We start from the raw sequence: 22,179 nt of genomic DNA, 5'->3' as shown, positions 1-22,179 counted from the left end.
GCAAGTGGGCGCGGAGATGTCCACAAGACTTGCCTTGTGCGCCCCGCACCCCATCTACGGCAAAACCCGCGATGCGCCCCTTGAAGCGCGCGAACAAATCTGGAACATGTGCCTCCCATGAGTCTCACCCACATCACCGTGCGCGGCGCGCGCGAGCACAACCTCAAGGGCTTCGACATCGCGCTTCCGCGTGAGAAGCTGATCGTCATCACCGGGCTTTCGGGATCGGGCAAGTCGAGCCTCGCCTTCGACACGATCTATGCGGAGGGGCAGCGTCGCTATGTCGAGAGCCTCTCGGCCTATGCACGCCAGTTCCTCGAGATGATGCAGAAGCCGAATGTCGAGCATATCGACGGCCTCTCGCCCGCCATCTCGATCGAGCAGAAGACCACCAGCCGCAACCCGCGCTCGACGGTGGCGACGGTGACCGAGATCTGGGACTACATGCGCCTGCTGTGGGCGCGCGTGGGCATTCCCTATTCCCCCGCCACGGGCCTTCCGATCGAGGCGCAGACGGTCTCCAACATGGTGGACAGGGTGATGGCGCTGCCCGAAGGCACGCGCCTCTATCTGCTCGCCCCGGTGGTGCGCGGCCGCAAGGGCGAATACCGCAAGGAACTCGCCGAGTGGCAGAAGGCGGGCTACACCCGCGTGCGCATCGACGGCGAGTTCTACGCGATCGAGGACGCCCCCGCGCTCGACAAGAAGTACAAGCACGACATCGAGGTCGTGGTCGACCGCATCGCGGTGAAGGAGGGCATCCAGACCCGCCTTGCCGACAGCTTCGAGCAGGCGCTCAAGCTGGCCGAGGGGCTGGCTTATGTGGACCTTGCGGATACTACGGTGGCGGAGCTTGGTGCAGGTGCTTCGACAAGCTCAGCACGAGCGGAGGTTGGAGATAAATCCAAATCTCCCAAATCCGCTCAGGCTGAGCCTGTCGAAGCCCCCGCCGCCCAGGCTGCCGCTACCAAGGGCATGAAGAACGCCGGCCTGCCCGCCAACCGCATCGTCTTCTCGGAAAAGTTCGCCTGTCCCGTCAGCGGCTTCACCATCGAGGAGATCGAGCCGCGCCTGTTCTCGTTCAACGCCCCGCAAGGCGCGTGCCCGGCCTGCGACGGCCTCGGCGAGAAGCTGCTGTTCGACCCGCAGCTGGTCGTGCCGAACGAGCACCTGACGCTCAAGCAGGGCGCCATCGTGCCCTGGGCCAAGTCCAACCCGCCCAGCCCCTACTACATGCAGGTGCTCTCCAGCCTGGCCGCGCACTTCGGCTTCAACCTGACGACGCCGTGGGACGAACTGCCCGGCGAGATCAAGCTGGTGATCCTCTACGGCACCGGCGGCAAGGCCGTGCCGCTCACCTTCAAGGACGGGCGCAAGGAATACACCGTCAACAAGGCGTTCGAGGGTGTCATCGGCAACCTCAATCGCCGCATGCTGCAGACCGACAGCGCCTTCATGCGCGAGGAACTGAGCAAGTACCAGACCGCGCAGCCCTGCGAGACCTGCGACGGCAAGCGCCTCAAGCCCGAGGCCCTCTCGGTCAAGATCGCCGGCAGCGACATCGCCGACGCCGCGCGCCTCTCGGTGGCGGACGGCTTCGCGTGGTTCGGGCAGCTGGAAGGCAAGCTCACCAACCAGCAGCAGCAGATCGCCAAGGCCATCCTCAAGGAGATCAACGAGCGCCTCGGCTTCCTCAACAACGTCGGGCTCGACTACCTCAACCTCGACCGCACCTCGGGCACGCTGTCGGGCGGCGAGAGCCAGCGCATCCGCCTCGCCAGCCAGATCGGCTCGGGCCTCTCGGGCGTGCTCTACGTGCTCGACGAGCCCAGCATCGGCCTGCACCAGCGCGACAACGACATGCTGCTCGAAACCCTCAAGCGCCTGCGCGACCTCGGCAATACCGTGATCGTGGTGGAGCATGACGAGGACGCCATCCGCACCGCCGACTACCTCGTCGATCTCGGCCCCGGCGCGGGTGTTCACGGCGGGCAGGTGGTCGCCGAAGGCACGCTCAAGCAAGTGCTCAAGAGCAAGGACAGCCTCACCGCGCAGTACCTCAACGGCACCCGCCGGATCGAGGTGCCCAAGGAACGCCGCAAGGGCAACGGCCACTTCGTCACCGTCGAGAACGCCCGCGCCAACAACCTGACCGGCGTGACCGCGAAGTTCCCGCTCGGCACCTTCTGCTGCGTGACCGGCGTGTCCGGCTCGGGCAAGTCCTCGCTCACCATCGACACCCTGCAGGCCGGCGCCAGCCGCCAACTCAACGGCGCGCGGGTGATCGCGGGCGCGCATGACAAGATCACCGGCCTCGAAAAGTGCGACAAGGTGATCGAGATCGACCAGTCCCCGATCGGCCGCACCCCGCGCTCCAACCCCGCGACCTACACCGGCGCCTTCACCCAGATCCGCGACTGGTTCGCCGGCCTCCCCGAATCCGAAGCGCGCGGCTACAAGCCCGGCCGCTTCAGCTTCAACGTCAAGGGCGGGCGCTGCGAAGCGTGCCAGGGCGACGGCCTCATCAAGATCGAGATGCACTTCCTGCCCGACGTCTACGTGACGTGCGAGGAATGCCACGGCAAACGCTACAACCGCGAAACGCTGGAAGTGAAGTTCAAGGGCATGTCCATCGCCGACGTGCTCGACATGACGATCGAGGACGCCGAAGAATTCTTCAAGGCCGTCCCCCCCATCCGCGACAAGATGCACATGCTGAACGAAGTCGGCCTCGGCTACGTCAAGGTCGGCCAGCAGGCGACGACCCTGTCCGGCGGCGAGGCGCAGCGCGTGAAACTGGCCAAGGAACTCGCCCGCCGCTCCACCGGCCAGACACTCTACATCCTCGATGAACCCACCACCGGCCTCCACTTCGAAGACGTGCGCAAACTCCTCGAAGTGCTGCACCGACTGGTCGACCAGGGCAACTCGGTGGTCGTGATCGAACACAACCTCGACGTCATCAAGACCGCCGACTGGATCATCGACATGGGCCCCGAAGGCGGCGTCCGCGGCGGCCAGATCGTCGCCGAAGGCGCGCCCGAAGAGGTGGTGAAAGTCAAAGGCAGCTTCACCGGAAGCTACCTCAAGCCCCTGCTGGGAAGCTGGGCGAAGTAGCAAGTCCGTCGTCCCGGCGAAGGCCGAGACCGCTGGCCGTCTTTAGGCGCGAGGTAGGTGAAAGCCCCCGGCTTCCCTGCTGCGCGTCTGACGGTTATGATCGCGCCATGCCGTTCAAGACGCTCAAGACCAAGCGCGCGCCGCTGACACTGGAAGAACTGGCGGCCTCTATAGAGCGTCGCAAGGCGGAATGGCGTGCCCGCGAAGAAACGGTCATCGACATGGCCGAATTGGGCGGGGAACTTGCTGCGCGGCGGGAAGCTGGAGGCATTCCCCAACTCCCGCGCAACGCCGGGACCGACCGCACGCCCTCCAAGCAGGCCCTGCTGGACGAAATCGCGAAACTCGGCGCGAAGTGGTGAGCCATTCCTCCCCGTTCCGGGGAGGGGGACCATCCGAAGGATGGTGGAGGGGCACAGGCGGTTCAGGTGAAGGGAGAAGAAGAAAGTAGAAATGCGAGGGCCATCGCCCTCGCGCTCCCGAAATTTTTGAGGTATTTTAGAAATATAATTAAATCGCCTCAATTGCGTTCGACAATCTATTCAATATGATATGAAGTTGTGTGTGATCAGCTGTGTGGCGATTGTCATAAAGTAATTTCCCCAACGCCATTTTGCCGAAATTTTTAGACCTATCGTAATTTTCACTCTTAGTGAATGTTAATCCGCCGATAGGCATTTTCGTGAAAGATGGGTCTAAGAAATCCTCTACGTCGGTTTTTTTATTTGCTGGGCTCACTGGCGTTTTTACTAAAGCCATGTTGCGCCCAAAAGCGTGAAAATCCTTATTAGATTCAATTTTTATATCGGACCCAAAATGCGTCTTTATACAAGATAGCACTTTGGAAATTCCATCATCGCTGTCCAATAGAATAACAACTGGTCGGCATTCGATGATTGAATTAAGCTTCTTCAGGTATTTATGGTAAAATTCTAGAAATATTTTTATATTTCCAGTTCCGCCGTTTAATCCGGTTATCTTTGAAGGTAACTTAGGGAAATTAAAGAAATCGCACAATATGTCTGCGTCATTTCCTTGGCCCTTTGAGCACAAATGCTGGATCGAATGCGGAGATGATTTAAGTCCAGCTTTTAAGTACCATATGTCGCTCTCGCCTTCAGTTATTATGATGGGCCTTCCTGGTCTCGAAAAGTATTTAAAAAAATAAAAATCGCGCAACGTCGCTGTAATGCTGTTTGGTTGATAAAACTTTTTGGTGTCATCACGCTTATCTGATTTATCTCGTATCTGGTGGCAATTTACCAGTCGAGATTCTAGCGAAGCCATTGCATTTGGGGTTTTTTCCGACGTATTATCACAATTGTGGCCAAAGCTTTCGCAGAACATTTTAGGCGTTAGGGCAATACCATTTAATAGGCGATGCACACTTGAACGGCAAAATTTTCGCTCTTCAATTGGAGAGTTGATAATATAGTTGGTGACGAGGCCGGTCGCCATTTGTCTGCTGTTTTTTTGAGACATACGGTTTTTGCCGGGGTTCAAAGAAAATCCTGCTTTATCAATAACATCTTCGAATACGTCGCCAGCAACCCATCCTTGAGCATCATCTGATCGTTTGGCAATTTGCTCGGGAAAATCCTTCTCGTTTGTCGAGAACGTTAGATCATCGGCGTATCGACTGAATGAACAGCGATTGCGCTTCGCTAGCCTTGAAAGGCGAAAATCTAAACTTCCACAAATCAAATTTGCTATAATTGGCGAGCAGGGTGAGCCTTGTGGCAGTTGATTATTGTGGCACGCTATTTGCGCAATAATTGTGGCGACATCTTGGTGAAGATTGAATTCATTATTGCTTATGAAATAGCCTCTTACGCGTCCAAAATTAAATGATGGGAAAAAATTACTGATATCGGCATTGAAAACCCAGCGTTTCTTTCTGTGGCACGATGCGTTTTCAAACGTTCCAATTCCTCTTTCGAAGCCAAATGAACGAATCTGGCTTTTCCCGAGTGAAATTTCTTTTCTACATTCGTAGAGAATGTCCGAAAGTCGTTTCTGGATGAGCTTAAGCTGCGGGCACGGAGCGGAAATGGTGCGAATTCCGCCATTCTTTTTGCTGATGCAAAAATCCGTATATTTTTCAGATGATGGGATTGAATATAAGACATACGCTAAGTTCTTTGCTTGAAATCCAAGCAAATCTGCAATGGCGTAAATTGTGTCTGCTTTTTTCAGCTCATCAAGCATGATTGCCCGTGGATACTCCTATGCGACGCGTGTCGGTCGTCATGATCAAGGTCCTCATCGAGGAAGATTTTATGAGGTAGCAAGCGGGGCCAGCTAACTTCTCAACTGCTACGAAACGTAAGCAAAAAGTTCTATCCACGGGCCGTTTTTCATTTCCCAATCATGGAGGGATTGTCAATCCGCCATGTTCACTTTCCTACACTCCCCCACATACGATAACTAATCCGTCCCCCACGACGCGCCTGTCCCGGCTGCGTCGTGGTCTTTCGTGGCTTTCCTCTTGCGCGAGGTGGACGATGACGGACTTTTCCAGCAGCTTCGGTGTCGACGGTGGGGCGGGGGATCGGCCTGTGCCCCTCCAGCCCGTGCCCCTCCACCATCCTTCGGATGGTCCCCCTCTCCCGTTGGGGGAGGAACAGGCACCTCGGTTCGGGCGGGGGTGGGTTCCCGCCTCGCGCGACATTGGTATTCCGGGCGAGCAGGCGGGCGCTTCGCCGGCCTCGGGCGCGGCGGAAAGGGGCCGGGAGCGCGAGGGCGATGGCCCTCGCATCTTCTCTTCTCCCTATGTCCCTCACACGGCGTGGGACGCCGACCGCAAGGTGCGGTTCCTCGACCAACTCTCGCAGAAGGGCGACGTGCGAGCCGCGTGTGCTTTCGTGGGGATGAGCCGGACTTCGGCTTATCTGCTGCGGCGGCGCGATGCGGTGTTTGCGGATGCGTGGACGGCGGCTCTGGTGCTGGCGCGGCGGCATGTCGAGGAGGTGCTGGCGACGCGGGCGCTCGATGGGGTGGAGGAGGCGGTGTGGTTCCGGGGGGAGCTGGTCGGGGTGCGGCGGCGGTATGACTCGCGGTTGTTGCTGGCGCATCTGGCGCGGCTCGATGTGGCGGGCGAGGGGCATGAGGCTCTGGCCGAGCGGTTCGACGAGGTGCTGGCGCTCGTCGCCGGGGAGGAGCCTTGCGTGGATGTGCCGGAGATGGAGGAGGGCGCGGCGCTGCCTCCGGAGCGGGCGGACTATGTCGCGGCGGCGGGGGAGGCGCGGTTCGGCGATGCGCGGGAGGCGTGGCTCGACGCGGTGGATGCGATCGATGCCGCGGCCGGGTACGTGCAGCCGTTGGACGAGGGGGAGATCGCGGCCGAGGACGCGGGGGAGGCGCCGGACTATCCGGAAGCGCCGGTGCGCGGGCCTTTCCTGCGCGAGAGCGGCGCGCAGTGGGATCGCTGGCAGGCGCGCGCTTTCGCCCGGGTGGACGGGGCGCTCTCGGGCGGGGAGGGCGCGGCGCCGATGGAATACAAGTCGCTGGAAGCCAAGATGGAGGTCAGTGGCGGAGTTGCGGCTCTGGACCGTGTAAACCGTGTAAACCTGCTCGCGCCTCGTCGATGGGGAAGCACGGCTGGGCAAAAGTGTTCGGGGGCCGGGAACGCTTGTCCGGCTTCGCTGTTATCGAGTGTGAAGGCCGGCGCGGCGCTTCCCCCACCCCCTCCCAGCTGCGCCGGCCGACCTTTTTCCTTCAGATCAGGCGGCGGTGCTATCCACCCTTCGACAAGCTCAGGGTGAGCGGGGATTGTGATGGATGCTATCAATTCCGCTCAGGCTGAGCTTGTCGAAGCCCCCGCAGAAAAACCCAGCCTCAGTTGCCGAGGACGGCCAGTTCGACCTTGCCGCTGCCCATGCGGGTGATGCCGAGTTCGTCGGCGGCGGCGTCGGACAGGTCGATCACGCGGTTGCCGTGGAAGGGGCCGCGATCGTTGATGGTGACGACGACGACTTCGCCGTTGGCCGGGTTGGTGACCTGCACCTGCGTGCCGAAGGGCAGGGTGCGGTGCGCGGCGGTCAGTCCGTCGGGCGCGTAACGCTCGCCGCTGGCGGTGCGGGCGCCCTTGAGGTGGCGGCCGTAGAAGCTGGCGATGCCGCCTGCGATGGGAGTGACCTGGATGTCGTCCTCGGGCGCGGTGAGGACGGCGGGAACTTCTGCGGCGGCGACGGCGTTGACGCCAGCGACAGGAGCAAGAACGAGAGCTTGCGAAGCGACCGGGGCTTCAGCCTGAGCGGGGCCTGCGAAGGGCAGGACGACGGCAGCGCACAGCGCCATCAGGCTTACGGCTCGAACTTGCAAAACTTACCCCGCTTCGTCGTTGACGATGGCGGGAGTCCTACCTGTGCGGTTCCCCGAAGGCCATATAGGCAAAAGCGGCCCGTCGCGCTTTGGCAACGGGCCGCCGGACTCTGTTAACCTAGGGGCAATGTTTACTTGGCGTCGCGCTGGGCCAGCAGGCGCAGACGAAGGGCGTTGAGCTTGATGAAGCCCGCCGCATCCTTCTGGTCGTAGGCGCCGGCATCGTCCTCGAACGTGACGTGGCGTTCGGAGTAGAGTGAGTCGGCGCTCTTGCGGCCGACGACCGAGGCGTTGCCCTTGTAGAGCTTGAGGCGGACGGTGCCGTTGACGCGGGCTTGGCTGTGGTCGATCGCGGCCTGCAGCATCTCGCGCTCGGGGGCGAACCAGAAGCCGTTGTAGATCAGCTCCGCGTACTTCGGCATCAGCTCGTCCTTGAGGTGCGCGGCGCCGCGGTCGAGCGTGATCTGCTCGATGCCGCGATGGGCGCGGGCGTAGATCTCGCCGCCCGGCGTCTCGTACATGCCGCGCGACTTCATGCCGACGAAGCGGTTCTCGACGAGGTCGAGGCGGCCGATGCCGTGCTTGCGGCCGAGGTCGTTGAGTTGGGTGAGCAGGGTTGCCGGGCTCATCGCCACGCCGTTGAGGGCGACACCGTCACCCTTCTCGAAGTCGATGGTGATGTATTCGGGCGCATCCGGCGCGTCTTCCGGGTTGACGGTGCGCGAGTAGACGTAGTCGGGGGTCTCTTCCCACGGATCTTCCAGCACCTTGCCCTCGGACGAGGTGTGCAGGAGGTTGGCGTCGGTCGAGAAGGGGCTTTCGCCGCGCTTGTCCTTTGGGACGGGGATTTGGTGCTGCTCGGCCCACTGGATGAGGGCGGTGCGACTGGTCAGGTCCCACTCGCGCCAGGGGGCGATGACCTTGATGTTCGGGTCGAGCGCATAGGCGGAAAGTTCGAAGCGGACCTGGTCGTTGCCCTTGCCGGTGGCGCCGTGGGCGACGGCGTCGGCGCCGGTCTCGTGGGCGATCTCGATCAGGCGCTTGGAGATCAGCGGGCGGGCGATCGAGGTGCCGAGGAGATAGTCGCCTTCGTAGCGGGCATTGGCGCGCATCATCGGGAACACGAAGTCGCGCACGAATTCCTCGCGCAGGTCGTCGATGTAGATGTTCTCGTCCGGCAGGCCCATCAGCTTGGCCTTGGCGCGGGCGGGTTCGAGTTCCTCACCCTGGCCGAGGTCGGCGGTGAAGGTCACCACCTCGCAGTTGTAGGTGACCTGGAGCCACTTGAGGATGACGCTGGTGTCGAGGCCGCCGGAGTAGGCGAGGACGACCTTCTTGATGCTGTCGGACATGGGCACGGGCTTTCGCGGCATGAGCGGTGGAAGTTTGGGCGCGCGGCTAGCAGGTGCGCCCAAACTTCGCAACGTTTACGCGCCCAGCAGCACTTTCTCTCCTTCCGCGATGTAGTCGCGGGTGAGGGGCAGGGCGTGGCGCGAACGGGTGTACTGGATCTGGTAGTTGCACATGCCGCCGCTCTCGAAGGCGGCGGTCGCGCCGGAGAGGTAGAAGATCCACATGCGGTAGAAGCGCTCGTCATGCAGCTTGACGATGGCCTCCTTGTTGGCGACGCAGCGCTTGTACCATTCGCGCAGGGTCTTGGCGTAGTGGAGGCGCAGGTTCTCGACGTCGGTGGCGATCAGGCGGACCTTTTCGCTGGCCTCCACCGTCTCGCTCAGCGCCGGGATGTAGCCGCCGGGGAAGATGTACTTGCGGGTGAAGGCGTCGGTTGAGCCGGGCCCGCCCATGCGGCCGATGGTGTGCATCAGCATCACGCCCTCGTCGTCCAGCATCGTCGCGCAGTCGCGGAAGAAGCGGTCGAACTGGGCCTGGCCGACGTGCTCGAACATGCCGACCGAGACGATGCGCTCGAACTTGTCGCCGCGCGCGGCGAGGTCACGGTAGTCGATCAACTCGAAGTCGATGCGGCCCGAGACGCCCGCTTCCACGGCGCGCTGTCGGGCCAGCACCAGCTGTTCCTCGGAGAGCGTGATGCCCTTGACCGAAACGTCGAAGTGCTTGGCGAGATAGATCGCCATGCCGCCCCAGCCGCAGCCGATGTCGAGCACTTTCTGGCCCGGCTCGATCGCCAGCTTGGCGGCGATGTGGGCGAGCTTGGCGGTCTGCGCCTGCTCCAGCGTGATGTCGTCACTGGGCCAGTAGGCGCAGGAATACTGCATGTGCTCGATGTCGAGGAAGAGGTTGTAGAGGTCGTTGCCCACGTCGTAGTGGTGGGCGATGTTCTTCTTGGCGCTGGCGGCGCGGTTGATGCCGTCGACGAGGGTGACGGCCTTGCCAAGCACCTTCTTGAGCGCGGTCTGTTCCTTCAGTTCGCCGCCCTTGTCCCACCGCGCGTTGGCGCGCAGCAGGTAGACGAGATTCATGATGTCGCCCTGCTCGACTTCGAGCTGACCGTCCATGAAGGCTTCGGCGGCGCCCAGGCGCGGATCGCGCAGGATGCGGCGTTCGGCGCCCTTGTCGGTCAGGCGGATGCGGACGTGGGGAAAGCCTTCTGCGGGGGTTCCAAAGCGACGGAGGGAGCCGTCGGGGCGGGCCAGTTCGAGCACGCCCTGTCGGACGCCGCGCTCGAGGAAGCGGTCAAGTATGCCGAGTGCCATCAGGGGTTTGTGCGGGGGTAATTACCTGCATGCAAGGGGGCTTGTGTTGATAAATGCACAATCCTTACTCCCGCGCCAGAAACAGCACGTCACGTTCCTGGGCCAGCAGGTGCTGTCCGGAATCGACGTAGAGTGTCTGGCCGCTGTCGAGCCAGCCTCCGGCAAGGAACAGGGCTGCCCCCGCTACGTCTTCGGGCGTCGCACGGCGGCCCAGCAGGTTCATGCGGTGGGAGATTTCGGCTTCCGCCTCGTTCTGGTCGTGGCTGGCGAGGATGGCGCCCGGCGCGATGCCGTAGACGCGGTCTTCCTCTGCCCGCCGGGCCATGGAAAGCATCGGGATCGTCGCGGAAAGCGCGTGCTTGCTCATGGTGTAGGAGAAGAAATCCGGATTCGGATTGAGCAGCTTCTGGTCGGTAACGTGGATCAGGCGTCTGCCGGCGGAGGTGCGGGCATGGGCAAGGAACGTCTGTCCCAGCCGGGCGGGAGTGGCAGCGTTCACCCGCATCGCGGCGGTGAAGATATCCGGTTCCAGCGTTTCGGCGGTGTCGAGGTCGAAGACGCCCGCGCAGTTCACCAGCACCCGCCAGTCGTTCAGACGGGCAGCCAGCGCCTCGACCATGGCAGGGCCTTCATCCCAGTCGTCGAGGTCGCACGAGACGATCTCGGCGCTGGGCAGGCTCGCCGCGAGCGCTTCGGCCTGCGCCCGCGACCGGCCGTAGTGGATCACGACATGCCAGCCTGCCGCTCCGAAGGCGCGGGCGATGGTCGCGCCGATCCGCTTGGCGCCGCCGGTCACCAGCATGGCGGGGCGGCTCACTGCGCGGCCTCACAAGGTGACACATCAGGTTTACACGGTTTACACTGTCCTGAAGAGAAACTCCCGCCTCTCCGAAGGGGGCTTTCCGTAGCGAGGACAGACGAGCCGGTCATGAATGCAAGTCGCTGAAACATGGCGGCATTGGAGCATAGCCAGCCGCTGTAGGAAAGCCGGGATGCACCGATCGCACCGGCGGAGGGCCACGGCACGGACAAAGCAAAAGGCGCGCCGCCTTTCGGACGACGCGCCTTTCGCAAGGGACCGGGGATAAGGATCAGCGGCAGCGCGGACGATCGCCGCCACGGTCGATCTCGCGACCCAGGACGGCGCCGCCGGCAGCGCCGAGCAGGGTGCCGACGGTGCGGTCACCGCGGGTGTCGATCGCACGGCCGGCAAGGGCGCCGGCGACGCCGCCGATCAGCAGGCCGGTGGTGCCGTTCGACTTCTTGCAGTAGTAGCGGCCGTTGTTGCCGCGCCAGTACTTGACGCCGCGGTCGTTGTGGTAACGACGGTGATCGCGTGCTTCTGCCGGAGCGGTGAAAGCGACGGTCGCCGGAATGGTGAGCGCCATCATAGTGGCGGCGAGAATGGTCTTACGCATGATATGTGCCCTCATCGTAGCGTGGGAATGATCTGGTAACACGGCTTTTCGTTCATTGATCCACAACGTCAGATGAACGAACGGCCGCTGCTGGAAATCCGTGACGAACTGCGCTGGTACAGCGATGAAGCGAGGGAAATGTTTCTTTCGGAAACAAAAATACTACCTCAACGCGAAAGCGCGCAGCCTTTTCGGACCGCGCGCTTCTCGTCTCAGGGCCTGAAATCTCAGTTCAGCGGCACTGGATGTCGCCCTTGTCGATCTCGCGCCCCAGCGCTCCGCCAAGGACGCCGCCCAGGATCGTGCCGATGGTCTTGTCACCACGGCCGGCGATCTGGTTCCCCGCCAGCGCGCCAACGCCGGCGCCGATGATGAGGCCGGTCGTGCCGTTGTCGCGCTTGCAATAGTAGCGCCCGTCATTGCCGCGCCAGACACGGTCGTTGCGGGTAAGGCGGCGCGGTTCACGATACCGGCCGCGCGAATCGTACATGTCACGGCGGTCGTAGCGATCGTGACGGTCATTGCGGTCGTACCGGTCATGGTCACGGCGACCGTGCGCAGGCGCCCAGGGCGGCGGGTCGCCAAGCACCGGCGCGACGGGCAGGGCAGTGATGGTGGCGGCGAACGCAGCCATCGCCAGCAGGGACTTCTTCATGGTTCAAACTCCTGCGAAAATTCCTGTTCGAGAACCCGATCGATCTGGACCCGCACTTCGCAACGCGCGATGAACCGCCGGGCAGGTCGGGAGTGCAAGGGACAAGATGGACCCGGACTGCGACGAAACGTTCAAAAGTGCAATTAGCTCCGAAAGGCATGCCATGTTTCTCGATCTCATCGACGTCTTCGGCTCCGGCCCGCTCAGTGGCAATCCTCTGGCGGTCGTGCGCGGCGGTGAGGGGATGAGCGACGCGCAGATGCTGCGCCTGGCGCAGTGGCTGGGCTATTCGGAGACGACCTTTCTCCTGCCGCCGACCGACCCGGGGGCCGATTACCGGGTGCGTATATTCTACCCGGCGGGCGAACTGCCCTTCGCCGGGCACCCGACACTGGGTAGCGCCCATGCGTGGCTCGCCGCCGGAGGAAAGGCGAAGGAGGACGGATGCGTGGTGCAGGAATGTGGCATAGGTCTCGTCGAGGTGCGCCGGGATGGCGAGCGGCTGGCGTTCCGCGCGCCGCCGCTGATCCGGTCGGGGCCGCTCGATGCCGAGGACCGCGCGGAAACGCTTCGCCTCACCGGGACGGACGAGGCGCAAGTCGTCGCCGCGGTCCATGCCGCCAACGGGCCGGGCTGGAAGCTGCTGCACCTTGCTTCGGCGGAGGCGGTGCTGGCGGCTGAGCCCGTCTCGCGTGCGCCGAAGGGGACCGACGTGGCGCTGCTGGGCCCGTGCGCTCCGGGTGGTGCGGCGCAGTTCGAGTTGCGGGCGTTCTTTGCCGATCCGGCAGGCAAGATGGTCGAGGACCCGGTGACCGGCAGTCTCAACGCGGCGGTGGCGCAGTACCTTTTCGCGAGCGGTCAGGCCGAGGGCAACTATGTCGCCGCGCAGGGCCGCAAGGTCGGGGCGGACGGGCTGGTCTATTGCTCCCAGGACGAGAGCGGCGACGTCTGGATCGCCGGGCGCGTGGAGACCGTAGCGACGGGCGGGGCGTTGTTCCCGGCGTAACAGGTTTGTGCTGCGTATGGCACTCTCCCCACCCCGCTCAGCCTGAGCTTGTCGAAGGCCCCGAGGCGAAGCGCCAGGCCCGATGCTTCGACAAGCTCAGCATGAGCGGTGTGGGGGGAGTGTGGTCATTCAGCCCGTCTTCTTCGGCAGGGCGACCTCCGCGCTGCCCGTGCACATTGTCGTGCCCTTCTGGTTCTTCATCAGGTGCTTGACGTGGATGAGATGGCGGCCGTCTGCGTCCACCGACTTCTCGGTGACCTCGGCGGTCTGGATCGTCACGTCGCCGGTCAGCGCAGGGCCGCGGTAGTTGGCGACTGAGTGCACCACCATGCCGTGCTGCCCCGCCCAGCCCGAAAGGTAGTCGGTCACCCACGAGCCCATCGACGCGCCGTAGCCGTAGCCGCGCGGCATGCCGATGCGCCGGGCATACTTGGCGAACAGGTGCCCGCGCGAGGGGCCGTAATAAGCGCCGTCGGTGAGGAACGGGTTCACCTTGAGCATGTCGGGGTCGTTCTCGTACCCGGCCATCTCGCGCGTGAAGCCGAGGCCTTCGAGGTCCTGCTTGCGCAAGTCGAGCGTGCCCCAGGTGTTGACGATATAGGCGCGCCACTCGGTTGCGAAGCTGGCGATGGAGTGGGGGCCGAAGACGCGCTCCGGCAACTGGTCGCCGACCGCGACGTCGTCCCACCAGCGTTCCTTGTTGCCGAGGTCATGGAGCATGCGGACCCAGGCGAAGCGGCGCTCCTCCATCTCCTCCAGCGCTTCGTCGGTCCATTCGGGCTCCTCGAAGTCGTCGGTCTTGACGTTGTCGCCGCCCGCCGCCGCGCGGTAGCGGATCGAGGTGGAGCGCTGGCGGGCGATCTCCTCGCCCTTCTGGTTGGAGTAGTTGTTGTCGCCGCGCTGGAAGCAGGTGGGGCCGAAGCCGGTCTGCTTGACCGTGTAGTCGAACGGTATGCGGGTGTTGGTGATCACGTCGCCCGGCTCGATGCGCGGGCCGTAGAACCACCACTCGTCGCCGCCGAACAGGAGGTGCGAGTTTGCGATCTTGCCGACGCAGGCGGGCGCGGCGCCGTGGCCGTCGTCCGTCGCGATGGCGAAGCTCTGCGGCGCGACGAGGCGGCCCCATACGCTCGCCTCGGCATGGCCGGGATCGAAGTGGGCGAGGTTGGGGTAATGCATCGCATGGACCCAGCGGCGGATGTCGTTGGGGGCGATGGCCTCGCGCAAGGGCGAGAAGTCCATCGTCTTGCCGAGATGGTTGTCGATGTCGCTGCAGTCGAAATCGTCGCTCATATGCTCTCTCAGAATTGGCGGGTACCGGTGGCGTCTTCGGCCTTGAATACGGGGATCGGCTCGATGGCCTTGAGCATGACCAGCGGGATCACGCGGTCGGTCGATTGCTGGTAGGTCGCGTAAAAGGGGTGGCAGTCGGTCAGGAAGGCCCAGACCTTGTCGCGCTCGGCGCCTTCGGGTTCGCGCCAGGTGGCGCGGAAGGCTTGCGTGGCGATCTGGAAGTCGACCGTCTCGGCCTCGCGGATGTTGAGATACCAGGCAGGGTGATGGTCGGCGCCGCCCTTGGAGGCGCAGATCACGACCTCGCCGCCGATGTCGGCGTAGCAAAGGGGCGTGATGAAGACCTTGCCGCTCTTGCGGCCGACGTACTTGACCAGGCAGTGCGTGGCGAAGGACCGGCCGCCTACGGGCGTGATGTCCATGATGTGGCCCTGCGCGCCGCCTGACGACAGGTACATGTCGCGGTGCTCGACCACCCAGTCCTTGCGCGTGTCGCGGATCGCGGCCGACGTGTCGTCGCTCATGGGCTTCTCCTCTCCTCCCGAGCCGAGGCGCGAAGATGGGGGAGGGGAGAGCCTTGCGTCCAACCCCGAATGGGGACGCCGGGCAGTGATCGCCGGGGCGGTTGGGGGAGTGGGCCGGAAGACCGCCACCATGGCCGAGGCTACCCCTGCATCGTCATTGCGAGCGGCGAAGCCGCGCGGCAATCCAGGGCAGTCGCAACCCGCCCTGGATTGCTTCGCTACGCTCGCAATGACGAATGTAGGCAGCCTTTCAGTCGGCGTCCTTCTCCGGAGGCCAGACGCTGTGCGAGAGCAGGTTGTCGACAAAGGCCTCGTGCTGGGCCTGCCCGACGGGGTCGGGGCGCAGCAGTACATCGGTGCGATAGCCCGTCACCGCCGACATCGTGAGCTGTGTCAACTGCTGCGCTTCATCGACATCGAAGCGCGTGGCGAAGAAGTCTGCGATGGCGCAGCGCAGCTTGACCGGGCCGCGCGTGTAGAAGGTCTCCTTGATCTCGGGAAACCGCTCACCCTCGCTCACCACCAGGCGGTAGAGCATGACCGAATTGTCGCGCAGCAGGCAGTCGATGAAGCGCAGGCACGCCCGGCGCAGCGCCGGGACAGAGAAGGTCTGCCCGGTCAGCACTTCTTCAACATCGCGCGCGAACGTTTCGACGTGGAGGTCGACGACGGCGGTGAACAACTCTTCCTTCGAGGCGAAGTGCGCCCACAAGGTCGCCTTCGATCCGCCCACGGTATCGGCGATCGCGGACATCGTCGTCTCGGCGTAACCTTGTTCGAGGAACATGCCCGAGGCGACCTGCACGATCTCCGCGCGTTTGCGGGCCTTGTTCGCCTCGCGCTTTGAAATTCCGGTCTTTTCCATCATGGTGTACTCTCTAGTACAGTTTTTTATTGACAGAAACAAGCCGGCAAACGATTTGGACCGTACCGATGAGTACAAAATTCTCCCCCCGAGTCGCGACGGCCGCGCTGCTGATCGCCTCCAGCTCGCTCGCCGGGTGCGGTGCGCCCGACCTTGGGCCACGTCCCGAACTGCGCCCGCCGTCGACCCTCGACAGCGCCGCTTCCATCCAGGGCACTGCTGCCGAATGGCCGCAGGAGCGCTGGTGGACCGCTTACGGCGATCCCCAGCTCGACGGTCTGGTGGACGAGGCGATCAAGGGCTCACCCGACGTCGCCACCGCGCTGGCCCGCATCCGACAGGCGCAGGGCGCGCTCGAATCCTCGCGCGCCGCGCTGCTGCCGAGCATCGGCGGACAGGGTTCCGCCTCGGTCGAGAAGCAGAGCTACAACAACGGCACCCCGGCGGAAGCGCTGCCCAAGGGCTGGAAGGACTATGGCATGCTTGCCTTGTCCGCCAACCTCAACCTCGACATCTGGGGCAAGAACCGCGCGCTGCTCGCCGCCGCGACTTCGGCTGCCGAAGCCGCCGTCGCCGACGAGCGGCAGGCCGAACTGGTGCTCGCCTCGGAAGTCGTGTTGTCGTACTTCGATCTCGGCCGCCTGCTTGAACGCCAGAAGGTGCTGGGCGAAACGCTGGCCGCGCGCGAAGGTTCGGCCAAGCTGGTCGGCCAGCGCGTGACGCAGGGCCTCGACAACCAGAGCCCGCTGCGCCAGTCCAACGCCGAAGCCGCCCGCGCGCGGATCGACGTCGCCGCCAACCGCGAGCAGATCGAGAAGCGTCGCCACGCGCTCGCTGCGCTGCTCGGTGCCGGTCCCGACCGCACCCTGACGCTCACCCCCCCGTCGATCGCGACCATCGCCGCGACGCCGGTGCCGGCCGATGCGGGCATCGCGCTCGCCGGTCGTCGCCCCGACATCGTCATGTCGCGCAAGCTGGTGCAGGCGGCCGACAAGGGCGTCGAGTATGCGAAGAAGTCGTTCCTTCCCGACATCTCGCTGAGCGGCCTCATCGGCCTCAGCTCGCTGGGCATCTCGCACTTGTTCGACGGCGGTTCGGACTATGGCAGCGCGGGTGCGGCGGTGAGCCTGCCGATCTTCCAGGGCGGCGCGCTTTCGGGTCGCTACCGCCTGGCGCGCGGCGGCTACGACACGATGGTCGCCAGCTACAACAAGTCGGTGATCGGTGCGCTGCAGGAAGTCGCCGACGCGCTTTCCACCCGCACTTCGGCCGGTGAGCAGGAGCGCCACGCGCTCGAAGCCCGGACCGAGGCGAACGCCGCCTACGGCCTCGCGCTCCAGCGCTACAAGGGCGGCCTGAGCACTTATATCGACGTGCTCAGCGCCGAAACCACCGCGCTCGACACCCGCCTCGGCGCGGTCGACGCCCACTTCGCCACGCTCGCCAGCGAAGTCGCGCTCAAGCGCGCCCTGGGCGGCGGATATGCAGACGATTCAGCCAAGAAGGCCACCCCCGATGAGTGACGAAACCCCCAACGACGCCGGTTCGAACACCGTCGTGGACAAGAGCAAGCGCAAGAACCTCCTGCTCGGCCTTGGCGGCGCGGTGGTCGTGATCGGCGGGCTTTGGTTCCTCTACGCGGAGTTCATCGGCAGCCGCACGGTCTCGACCGACAATGCCTATGTCGCCGGTGAGAACGCGCAGGTCACCCCGCTGACTTCGGGCCGCGTGGTCGAGGTGCTCGTCACCGACACGCAGCCGGTGCGCAAGGGCCAGCTGCTGTTCCGCATCGAGGACTCCGACCAGAAGATCGCGGTCCAGCAGGCCGAAGCCAACCTTGCGATGATGCAGCGCCGTTACGGCCAGTCGATCGCCAACAACGCGGCGCTGGGCGCCGCCGCCGGGGCGAGCGACGCGCAGATCAACACCGCGCGCGCCGGGCTCGCCTCCGCGCAGGCGACGCTGACCAAGACCCAGGAAGACTACAAGCGCCGTGCGGCCCTTTCGGGCACCGGCGCGGTGTCCAACGAGGAACTGACGACCGCGCGCCAGGCGCTGGACTCGGCAAAGGCATCCTACCAGCAGGCCCAGGCCGCCGTCGCGCAGGCGCAGGAAAACGCCCGCAGCGCCCGCCGCCAGGAAGAGGCCGCCGTCGCGCTCACCAAGGGCACGACCCTGCAGACCGCGCCGGAGATCCTGCAGGCGCAGGCCCAGCTGGAGCAGGCGAAGCTCGACCTCGAACGCACCATCGTGCGCGCGCCGATCGACGGCGTCGTGTCCCGGCGCAGCATCCAGGTCGGCCAGCGCATCCAGAGCGGGCAGGCGGCGATGACCGTCGTGCCGGTGGGTGAACTCTACGTCGACGCGAACTTCAAGGAAGACCAGCTCGGCAAGGTCCGCTCGGGCCAGAAGGCTACGCTGACTTCCGACTTCTACGGCGGCAAGGTCGAATACCACGGCAAGGTCGTCGGCTTCTCGGGCGGCACCGGCGCGGCGTTCTCGCTGATCCCGGCGCAGAACGCGACCGGCAACTGGATCAAGGTGGTGCAGCGCCTGCCGGTGCGCATCCAGCTCGATCCCAAGGAACTGAAGGAGCACCCGCTGCGCATCGGCCTGTCGATGGAAGCCGAGATCGACCTGACGGACAACGACTGATGGCCGGCGGCGCTCCGGCTGCAGCGGCGCAGGAAGGCGGACCACCGCTGACCGGCGCCAAGCTGATCCTGGCGGGCTTCGTGCTCGCCATGGCCAACTTCATCGTCGTGCTCGACACCACGATCGCCAACGTTTCGGTGCCGCACATCGCGGGCGGCCTTGCCGTCTCGGTGTCGAGCGGCACCTGGGTCATCACGTCCTACGCGGTCGCCGAGGCGATCTGCGTGCCGTTGACGGGCTGGCTCGCCAACCGCTTCGGCGCCTTGCGGGTGTTCATGTTCTCGCTGGTCGGCTTCGGGATATTCTCGACGCTGTGCGGACTTTCGGGGACGCTTTCGGCACTGGTCATCTTCCGTCTCGGGCAGGGCTTCTGCGGCGGGCCGCTGATGCCGCTGACGCAGACGCTGATGCTGAAGATCTTCCCCAAGGAGATGCAGCCCAAGGCGATGGCGATGTGGGCGATGACGGTCGTGACCGCGCCGATCGCCGGTCCGATCCTGGGCGGCTACATCTCCGACAACTGGTCGTGGGAGTGGATCTTCTTCATCAACGTGCCGATCGTGGCGCTGATCTTCTTCGGCGTGGCGGTGCTGCTGCGTGGACAGGAAACGCCGACCCAGAAGCTGCCGATCGACAAGATCGGGCTGGCGCTGATGGTGATCTTCATCGGCGCGTTCCAGATGATGCTCGACCTCGGGCGGGACGAGGACTGGTTCTCGTCCACCAAGATCGTCGCGCTGGCGTGCATCGCGGGCGTGTTCTTCGTCGCCTTCCTGATCTGGGAGCTGACCGAGGAACACCCGATCGTGAACCTCAGCGTGTTCCGCTATCGAGGGTTCTCCGCGTCCACGGCCTCGCTGACGATCGCTTTCGGTACGTACTTCGCCTCGATCGTGGTCATCCCGCAGTGGCTTCAGACCTCGATGGGTTATACCGCCACGGAGGCGGGGCGGGCGATGGCCTTCTCGGGCGTATTGGCGGTGGTCGCATCGCCCTTCGTGCCGGCGCTGATGAAGCGGTTCGACCCGCGCCTGCTGGTGTTTATCGGCGTTTCGTGGATCGGTGTCTGCGCGCTGATGCGCATGACATGGTCTACCGACATCACGTTCTGGACGATTGCCATCCCGCAGCTGCTGCAGGGTGTCGGCGTCTCGCTGATGATCGTGCCGCTCACCACCATCAGCCTCAGTTCGGTGCAGCCGCACGAGACCGCCTCGGCCGCCGGTATCGCCAACTTCGGGCGAACCCTGGCAGGCGCGGTGGCGACGGCGATCATCACCACCGTGTGGAGCGACATGTCGCGTTCGCGCAGCGCCGACCTGTCGGGCGTGCTCAACGGGGCGGACGCGACCTCGCAGGCGCTCCAGCAGCAGGGCTTCAGTGCCGAGCAGGCGCGCGTGGCGATCGCGCAGATGGTCGAGAATCAGGGCACCGCGGTGGCCACGGGCGAGCTGTTCGTGATCAGCGCCATCGCCCTGTTCCTTGCCGCGATGACCATCTGGCTGGCTCCGCGCCCGCCCAAGAACGTGAAGCCCGCCGCAGGGCACTGAGTTACCAGACAGCCGGTGTCGCCGCCCCCGAAACAGGCGGCACCGGCGCGTCGGCCGGACCGAAAGCACAGACAGCCCCCCAGTCCCCCCGCTTTCCGTCCGGCCGACGCACCCTTCGGGCGCAGGTCGCTCTTGCCGAACCGGGGCGGCGATCCCATTGCAAGGCAATGGAAAACGACGCCCGCCGAGAGGCTCCCGCCACTGCCCGCAACCGTGACCCGATCCTGTCGGTCCTGCGCGACGTGCTGCCGGTATCCGGCCATGTGCTGGAGATCGCCAGCGGCACCGGCGAGCATGCCATCCACTTCGCCGCCGCCTTGCCCGACCTCGTCTGGCAGCCGACCGATCCCGATGCCAACGCGCGCGCCTCGATCGCGGCATGGGGGGAGCAGGCAGAACTGGCGAACTTGCGCGCGCCGCTGGAACTGGACGCGGCCTCGCATGAATGGCCGATCACGGAGGCACAGGCGGTCGTCTGCATCAACATGATCCACATCAGCCCCTGGACCGCGACCGAGGGCCTCATGGCCGGCGCCGCGCGAGTGCTGGAGTCGGGCTATCCGCTGGTGCTCTACGGCCCCTATCGGCGAGAGGGGATCGCGCTGGCCCCCAGCAACGCGGCCTTCGACGAGGACCTCAAGCGGCGCAATCCGGAATGGGGCCTGCGCAGCGTGGAAACCGTGCGCGCCTGCGCTCTGGACAATGGCCTGGCGTTCGACAGTCTCGTCGAGATGCCCGCCAACAACCTGATGCTGGTCTTCAGGAAGCGCTGAAGCTGCGCCGGATCAGGCGCGGCAGGACCAGCGCCTGGCCCACCGCGCGGCCGCCGAACAGCACTGCGAAAGCCGCCCACAGCCCATGATTGCCGAGCGGCTGGAGCGTCCATAGCAGGACGAGGTAGGCCGCCATCGCCGCCGCCATCGTCCCCAGCATCGCCCGCGTCCATCCGGCGCCGACGAACACGCCGTCGAACACGAAGGACGACACGCCCAGCACCGGCAATAGTGCCAGCCAAGGCGCATACTGCGCGGTCGCGGCGACTACGGCAGGGTCGGTGCTGAACGCCGCCGCGAGCCGGGCGCCCGCCAGCGCGTAAAGCGCCGCGACGGCAAGCCCGGTCACGCCGCCCCATACCAGAGCGGAGCGCACGGCGGCGGTGAAACGCGCTCGCGACTGTGCGCCAAGCGCCTCGCCGCAGAGCACTTGCGCGCCGCTCTCGAACCCGTCGAGCAGGAGTGTCGCCAGCATGAAGATCTGGAACAGCACGCCGTTGGCAGCCAGCGTGACTGGCCCGGCGCGCGCACCGACGCGGGCGAACAGCAGGATCGAGCCGGTCAGCAGCAGGGTGCGCACGAACAGGTCGCGGTTGAGCGCGAAGAGCCGCGCGAGTTCGCTCCGTGCCCACGTCCCCTTGCGGCCGAGGGCCGCCAGCGCATCGCGCGCCGCGCCCTCGCGCACGACGATCGCGGCCAGCAGGAGGAATTTGAGGGCTTCGGAACTCACCGTCGCCGTCGCTACCCCGGCCACGCCCCAGCGCACGACGAGCACCAGCAGCAGGTCGAGGGCGATGTGGACGAGGTTCGCGATGATCTCGACCACCAGGACATGGCGAACCTTGCGTCGTCCGATCAGCCAGCCCACCAGCACGCAGTTCGCCAGCCACACCGGCCCCGCCCAGTAGCGCACCGCGACGTAGCTGCGGGCCGCCTCGCGCACCGGCCCCTCGGCGCCCAGCACGTCGAGGCCCAGCGGGATCGCGAGCGGCATGGCCGTGAGCAGCACCGCGCCGATGCCGAGCGCCACCGCCATCGCGCGTGCCAGCGTCTCGCCCGCGTCGCCATCACCGCGTCCGCTACTTTGCGCGGTCAGCGCGACGGTGCTGGTGCGCAGGAAATTGAAGACGTTGAGCAGGCCCAGCATGAACTTGGCCCCCAGTTCGACCGCGCCTTGCGCGGGGGCGTCGCCGAGCCGTCCTATCGCCCACATGTCGGCAAGGCCGAACAGAGCGGTGGCCACGTTGGTCAGCATTGCGGGCAGGGCGATGGCCCAGAGCTGGCGGGCGGGAGAGGGCGGGGAGACGGTCACGGAACCAGGATCT

Annotated in this window: 19 protein-coding genes; 8 read left to right on the top strand and 11 right to left on the bottom strand. The window is 64.7% G+C overall.

Annotated elements, in window-relative coordinates; translation table 11 throughout:
* The first annotated feature begins 117 nt into the window (after nucleotides 1-117).
* The gene (uvrA, locus tag QRN25_RS01785) at nucleotides 118-3,117 is read left to right on the top strand and encodes an excinuclease ABC subunit UvrA (RefSeq protein WP_285017123.1); all 3,000 of its coding nucleotides are present in this window, start codon (nucleotides 118-120) and stop codon (nucleotides 3,115-3,117) included.
* 107 nt (nucleotides 3,118-3,224) lie between these two features.
* Nucleotides 3,225-3,479 (top strand): hypothetical protein, encoded by a 255-nt coding sequence (locus QRN25_RS01780; protein ID WP_285017121.1) that lies wholly within the window; start codon nucleotides 3,225-3,227, stop codon nucleotides 3,477-3,479.
* Nucleotides 3,480-3,627: 148 nt separating this feature from the next.
* On the opposite strand, the gene QRN25_RS01775 is transcribed toward QRN25_RS01780, so the two are convergent.
* A complete protein-coding gene (locus tag QRN25_RS01775) occupies nucleotides 3,628-5,325 on the bottom strand; it encodes a retron Ec67 family RNA-directed DNA polymerase/endonuclease (RefSeq protein WP_285017120.1) in 1,698 nt (565 codons plus the stop codon).
* Between the two features lie 350 nt (nucleotides 5,326-5,675).
* On the opposite strand from QRN25_RS01775, the gene QRN25_RS01770 reads away from it, so the two are divergent.
* Nucleotides 5,676-6,881, top strand: coding sequence for a hypothetical protein (locus QRN25_RS01770; protein ID WP_285017118.1), 1,206 nt, complete (start codon nucleotides 5,676-5,678; stop codon nucleotides 6,879-6,881).
* Between the two features lie 73 nt (nucleotides 6,882-6,954).
* Here QRN25_RS01770 and QRN25_RS01765 read toward each other — a convergent pair whose 3' ends face one another.
* The 6 genes from QRN25_RS01765 to QRN25_RS01740 form a co-directional block, all read right to left on the bottom strand.
* The gene (locus tag QRN25_RS01765; protein ID WP_285017116.1) at nucleotides 6,955-7,416 is read right to left on the bottom strand and encodes a septal ring lytic transglycosylase RlpA family protein; all 462 of its coding nucleotides are present in this window, start codon (nucleotides 7,414-7,416) and stop codon (nucleotides 6,955-6,957) included.
* A 155-nt stretch (nucleotides 7,417-7,571) separates the two neighbouring features.
* Nucleotides 7,572-8,792: an argininosuccinate synthase gene (locus QRN25_RS01760; protein ID WP_285017114.1), complete on the bottom strand. Its 1,221-nt coding sequence runs from the start codon at nucleotides 8,790-8,792 to the stop codon at nucleotides 7,572-7,574.
* A gap of 75 nt (nucleotides 8,793-8,867) precedes the next feature.
* A complete protein-coding gene (locus QRN25_RS01755; RefSeq protein WP_271184654.1) occupies nucleotides 8,868-10,115 on the bottom strand; it encodes a class I SAM-dependent methyltransferase in 1,248 nt (415 codons plus the stop codon).
* 64 nt (nucleotides 10,116-10,179) lie between these two features.
* Complete coding sequence (locus QRN25_RS01750; protein ID WP_008833100.1) at nucleotides 10,180-10,917, bottom strand: SDR family oxidoreductase; 738 nt, start codon at nucleotides 10,915-10,917, stop codon at nucleotides 10,180-10,182.
* A gap of 289 nt (nucleotides 10,918-11,206) precedes the next feature.
* Complete coding sequence (locus tag QRN25_RS01745; RefSeq protein WP_008833099.1) at nucleotides 11,207-11,533, bottom strand: glycine zipper 2TM domain-containing protein; 327 nt, start codon at nucleotides 11,531-11,533, stop codon at nucleotides 11,207-11,209.
* 232 nt (nucleotides 11,534-11,765) lie between these two features.
* On the bottom strand, nucleotides 11,766-12,188 hold the full coding sequence (locus QRN25_RS01740) for a glycine zipper 2TM domain-containing protein (RefSeq protein WP_008833098.1): 423 nt from the start codon (nucleotides 12,186-12,188) through the stop codon (nucleotides 11,766-11,768).
* A gap of 163 nt (nucleotides 12,189-12,351) precedes the next feature.
* Between QRN25_RS01740 and QRN25_RS01735 the strand changes: the two genes are divergently transcribed.
* The gene (locus QRN25_RS01735; protein WP_285017110.1) at nucleotides 12,352-13,194 is read left to right on the top strand and encodes a PhzF family phenazine biosynthesis protein; all 843 of its coding nucleotides are present in this window, start codon (nucleotides 12,352-12,354) and stop codon (nucleotides 13,192-13,194) included.
* A 129-nt stretch (nucleotides 13,195-13,323) separates the two neighbouring features.
* Here the strand turns inward: QRN25_RS01735 and QRN25_RS01730 are convergent, their stop codons facing one another.
* From QRN25_RS01730 to QRN25_RS01720, 3 genes are all read right to left on the bottom strand, one after another.
* Nucleotides 13,324-14,487, bottom strand: a complete 1,164-nt coding sequence (locus QRN25_RS01730; RefSeq protein ID WP_008833096.1) for an FAS1-like dehydratase domain-containing protein — start codon at nucleotides 14,485-14,487, stop codon at nucleotides 13,324-13,326.
* A gap of 8 nt (nucleotides 14,488-14,495) precedes the next feature.
* A complete protein-coding gene (locus QRN25_RS01725; protein WP_285017107.1) occupies nucleotides 14,496-15,011 on the bottom strand; it encodes a nitroreductase/quinone reductase family protein in 516 nt (171 codons plus the stop codon).
* Nucleotides 15,012-15,261: 250 nt separating this feature from the next.
* Nucleotides 15,262-15,879: a TetR/AcrR family transcriptional regulator gene (locus tag QRN25_RS01720; RefSeq protein WP_285017105.1), complete on the bottom strand. Its 618-nt coding sequence runs from the start codon at nucleotides 15,877-15,879 to the stop codon at nucleotides 15,262-15,264.
* Between the two features lie 65 nt (nucleotides 15,880-15,944).
* Between QRN25_RS01720 and QRN25_RS01715 the strand changes: the two genes are divergently transcribed.
* The 4 genes from QRN25_RS01715 to QRN25_RS01700 all read left to right on the top strand — a co-directional run bounded on the left by QRN25_RS01715 (nucleotide 15,945) and on the right by QRN25_RS01700 (nucleotide 20,854).
* Nucleotides 15,945-17,399, top strand: a complete 1,455-nt coding sequence (locus QRN25_RS01715; RefSeq protein WP_285017103.1) for an efflux transporter outer membrane subunit — start codon at nucleotides 15,945-15,947, stop codon at nucleotides 17,397-17,399.
* Nucleotides 17,392-18,531, top strand: a complete 1,140-nt coding sequence (locus QRN25_RS01710; protein WP_211150361.1) for an HlyD family secretion protein — start codon at nucleotides 17,392-17,394, stop codon at nucleotides 18,529-18,531. The genes QRN25_RS01715 and QRN25_RS01710 overlap by 8 nt, the downstream gene beginning before the upstream one ends.
* On the top strand, nucleotides 18,531-20,081 hold the full coding sequence (locus QRN25_RS01705; protein WP_285017101.1) for a DHA2 family efflux MFS transporter permease subunit: 1,551 nt from the start codon (nucleotides 18,531-18,533) through the stop codon (nucleotides 20,079-20,081). The genes QRN25_RS01710 and QRN25_RS01705 overlap by 1 nt, the downstream gene beginning before the upstream one ends.
* A gap of 167 nt (nucleotides 20,082-20,248) precedes the next feature.
* Complete coding sequence (locus QRN25_RS01700; protein ID WP_285017099.1) at nucleotides 20,249-20,854, top strand: DUF938 domain-containing protein; 606 nt, start codon at nucleotides 20,249-20,251, stop codon at nucleotides 20,852-20,854.
* On the opposite strand, the gene QRN25_RS01695 is transcribed toward QRN25_RS01700, so the two are convergent.
* Nucleotides 20,841-22,166 (bottom strand): MATE family efflux transporter, encoded by a 1,326-nt coding sequence (locus tag QRN25_RS01695; RefSeq protein ID WP_285017097.1) that lies wholly within the window; start codon nucleotides 22,164-22,166, stop codon nucleotides 20,841-20,843. The genes QRN25_RS01700 and QRN25_RS01695 overlap by 14 nt on opposite strands.
* Between the last annotated feature and the right edge of the window lie 13 nt (nucleotides 22,167-22,179).

It is taken from the genome of Novosphingobium sp. fls2-241-R2A-195, assembly GCF_030209485.1.
Lineage (GTDB): Bacteria > Pseudomonadota > Alphaproteobacteria > Sphingomonadales > Sphingomonadaceae > Novosphingobium > Novosphingobium resinovorum.
This window is presented reverse-complemented; position numbering and strand designations above follow the sequence as displayed.